The sequence below is a fragment of the Maribacter sp. genome (assembly GCF_039968975.1).
Classification (GTDB): Bacteria; Bacteroidota; Bacteroidia; order Flavobacteriales; family Flavobacteriaceae; genus Maribacter.
On record NZ_JBDVOT010000163.1, the window covers coordinates 1 to 3,328 of the forward strand.

5 protein-coding genes are annotated in these 3,328 nt (G+C 33.1%); all 5 read right to left on the reverse strand.

Going from position 1 to position 3,328, the window contains the following annotated elements; all coding sequences use genetic code 11:
• A partial coding sequence (locus ABJI11_RS11075) for a carbamoyl-phosphate synthase domain-containing protein (protein ID WP_348352115.1) occupies positions 1-482 on the reverse strand: 482 nt, incomplete at its 3' end.
• Positions 483-577: 95 nt separating this feature from the next.
• Entirely contained in the window at positions 578-1,111 is a 534-nt protein-coding gene (gene rplQ / locus ABJI11_RS11080) for a 50S ribosomal protein L17 (protein ID WP_036152175.1), read from the reverse strand.
• A 59-nt stretch (positions 1,112-1,170) separates the two neighbouring features.
• Complete coding sequence (locus tag ABJI11_RS11085; RefSeq protein ID WP_348352117.1) at positions 1,171-2,163, reverse strand: DNA-directed RNA polymerase subunit alpha; 993 nt, start codon at positions 2,161-2,163, stop codon at positions 1,171-1,173.
• A gap of 17 nt (positions 2,164-2,180) precedes the next feature.
• Complete coding sequence (gene rpsD, locus ABJI11_RS11090) at positions 2,181-2,786, reverse strand: 30S ribosomal protein S4 (protein ID WP_276492076.1); 606 nt, start codon at positions 2,784-2,786, stop codon at positions 2,181-2,183.
• Between the two features lie 85 nt (positions 2,787-2,871).
• Positions 2,872-3,264: a 30S ribosomal protein S11 gene (gene rpsK, locus ABJI11_RS11095; RefSeq protein WP_036152169.1), complete on the reverse strand. Its 393-nt coding sequence runs from the start codon at positions 3,262-3,264 to the stop codon at positions 2,872-2,874.
• Positions 3,265-3,328 lie beyond the last annotated feature (64 nt).

A 3,328-nucleotide genomic window follows, 5' to 3' on the forward strand; every position in this document is an offset into this window, starting at 1 on the left:
TCTAAACCGTCCATACTAGGCACTTCACTTAATTGTTCTTTAAGCTGTTCTACATTCTCAATATCTGTAGATATTACAGCATTCATAGCCCCGTTATCCCTTATATAACTAACCAATGCACGAGTATCTACATCAGATATAGCAAATAATTCATTTTTATCTAAAAAACCTTGTAAGCTATCATCTGCCAAAGGTCTTGAATATTCATAGCTAAAATTTCTACAAACCAATCCAGAAATTTTGACAGACTCAGATTCTATTTCATCTTTATTTACACCGTAATTACCAATATGAGCGTTGGTAGTGACCATTATTTGTCCGAAATAAGATGGGTCTGTAAATATCTCTTGATATCCTGTCATACCTGTATTGAAACATACTTCTCCAAAAGCGGTACCTTCTTTATCTCCAACAGATTTTCCATAAAAGATAGTACCATCTGCAAGTAATATTATAGCTTTTCTCTTTGCCTGATATTTCATTTTAGTCTTATAATTTATTCGTTCACAAAAAAACATAAAAAAAAGGATAAGCTAGAAAGCTTATCCTTTTTCATTATTAATATTTATCGACAATTTTATTCCTTAGAATCATCAGTCTTAGCTTCTGTTTCAGTTTGAGCTTCTTCTACTTTTGTTTCCTTCTCAGCAGAAACCGCAGCAGCATCACTACCACCTGATCTTCTACTTCTTCTAGTAGATTTCTTCTTAGGTTTACCAGCGTTATACAATTCGTTGAAATCAACCAATTCTATCATTGCCATATCAGCGTTATCACCTAAACGATTACCTAATTTGATAATTCTAGTATAACCACCTGGTCTATCAGCTACCTTTTCAGATACTACACTGAACAATTCAGTTACCGCATACTTATCACGAAGATTCTTAAAAACAATACGTCTATTGTGAGTACCTTTCTCAGCACTAACATTATTTTCAGCTTTTGATTTTGTAATCAAAGGCTCAATAAATTGCTTTAAAGCTTTAGCTTTTGCAACTGTAGTATTGATTCTTTTATGCTCGATCAAAGAACAAGCCATGTTTGCTAACATCGCTTTTCTGTGGGCAGTTTTTCTACCTAAGTGATTAATTTTTTTACCGTGTCTCATCTTTTAATTTTATCATCTTGCTACCAAACTCGAAAGAACGAGGAGCAAAATATGATTATTTAATCTTTATCTAATTTGTATTTTGATAAATCCATACCAAAGCTTAAGCCCTTATTAATTACAAGTTCTTCTAGCTCAGTTAAAGATTTTTTACCGAAGTTTCTAAACTTCATTAAGTCATTCTTATTGAAAGAAACTAAATCACCTAAAGTATCAACTTCAGCTGCTTTTAAACAGTTTAGTGCACGAACAGAAAGGTCCATATCAACTAATTTAGTTTTTAATAATTGTCTCATATGCAAAGACTCTTCATCATAAGTCTCTGTTTGAGCAATCTCATCAGCTTCTAAAGTAATACGCTCATCAGAGAATAACATAAAGTGATGAATAAGAACTTTTGCTGCTTCAGTTAAAGCATCTTTTGGATGAATAGAACCATCTGAAGATATTTCAAAAACTAATTTTTCATAATCAGTCTTTTGCTCTACACGAAAGTTTTCAATACTATATTTTACGTTCTTAATAGGAGTAAAAATAGAATCTACAGCTATGGTACCTAATGGAGCACCAGATTTTTTATTTTCTTCTGCAGGAACATAACCTCTACCTTTTTCAATAGTTATTTCCATATTGATGCTAACTTTAGCATCCATATTACAAAGAACCAAATCAGGATTCAATACTTGATATCCAGAAATAAACTTTTGAAAATCACCAGCAGTTAATTGATCCTTTCCACTTACTGAAATTGAAACAACTTCCGCCTCAGAATCTTCTATTTGCTTCTTGAAACGAACTTGTTTCAAGTTTAATATAATCTCGGTTACATCTTCAACAACGCCAGGTATTGTAGAAAACTCGTGTTCTACTTTATCAATCCTAACCGAAGTAATTGCATGACCTTCTAAAGAAGAAAGCAATACTCGTCTTAATGCATTCCCAACAGTTAATCCATAACCAGGTTCCAAAGGGCGAAATTCGAACTTCCCTTCGAAATCAGAGGAATCGATCATTATTACTTTATCGGGTTTCTGAAAATTTAATAATGCCATAATTGGATCAGTATTGTTTATTTAGAGTATAACTCCACGATTAATTGTTCTTTGATATTTTCTGGAATCTGTAATCTTTCTGGAATAGAAACATAAGTACCTTCCTTCTTCTCACTGTTCCAAGTAATCCACTCATAAACTGCACTACTAGCAGCTAATGAATCCTGTATACTTTGTAATGATTTTGATTTCTCTCTAACACCAACAACATCTCCTGCTTTTAATGAATAAGAAGGTATGTTTACCAACTCACCATTTACCGTAATGTGTCTATGAGATACTAATTGTCTAGCACCGCTTCTAGTAGGGGAAATTCCCATTCTAAAAACAACATTGTCCAAACGAGACTCACATAATTGAAGTAAGATTTCACCAGCAACACCTTCTTTTCTTTTTGCAGTCTGGAATAAGTTTCTGAATTGCTTCTCTAAAATACCATAAGTATATTTAGCTTTTTGCTTTTCCATTAACTGAACAGAGTACTCAGATTTTTTTCCTCTTCTTCTGTTATTACCGTGTTGTCCTGGTGGGTAATTCTTTTTCTCGAAAGATTTGTCATCTCCGAAAATTGCTTCGCCGAATTTACGAGCGATTTTTGATTTTGGTCCTGTATATCTTGCCATTTTCTTTAAATTTGAAAGTGAGATTATGAATTAAGGCTTATCCTTCGATAATCGTAACTACACTTTCGGTGAAATATAATATTAATTAAACTCTTCTTCTTTTTGGAGGTCTACAACCGTTATGTGGCATTGGAGTAACATCAATTATTTCTGTCACTTCGATACCTGCATTATGTAATGATCTGATTGCAGATTCTCTACCGTTACCCGGACCTTTAACATAAACCTTTACCTTTCTTAAACCTGCTTCATGAGCAACTTTAGAACAATCTTCTGCAGCAACTTGTGCAGCATAAGGTGTATTTTTCTTAGAACCTCTAAAACCTAATTTACCGGCAGATGACCAAGAAATAACATCTCCTTTTTTATTTGTCAAAGAGATAATGATGTTGTTAAAAGATGCACTTATGTGCGCTTCACCAACAGAATCAACTATAACTTTACGTTTCTTGGTAACTTTAGTATTTGCCTTTGCCATACCTAATTATTATTTAGTCGCTTTCTTCTTGTTAGCAACTGTTTTACGCTTTCCTTTTCTAGTT

What these genes read in the sequence shown, in the direction of transcription:
- rplQ (WP_036152175.1), bottom strand. Translation starts at nt 1,111, where the DNA reads ATGAGACACGGTAAAAAAATTAATCACTTAGGTAGAAAAACTGCCCAC.
- ABJI11_RS11085 (WP_348352117.1), bottom strand. Translation starts at nt 2,163, where the DNA reads ATGGCATTATTAAATTTTCAGAAACCCGATAAAGTAATAATGATCGAT.
- rpsD (WP_276492076.1), bottom strand. Translation starts at nt 2,786, where the DNA reads ATGGCAAGATATACAGGACCAAAATCAAAAATCGCTCGTAAATTCGGC.
- rpsK (WP_036152169.1), bottom strand. Translation starts at nt 3,264, where the DNA reads ATGGCAAAGGCAAATACTAAAGTTACCAAGAAACGTAAAGTTATAGTT.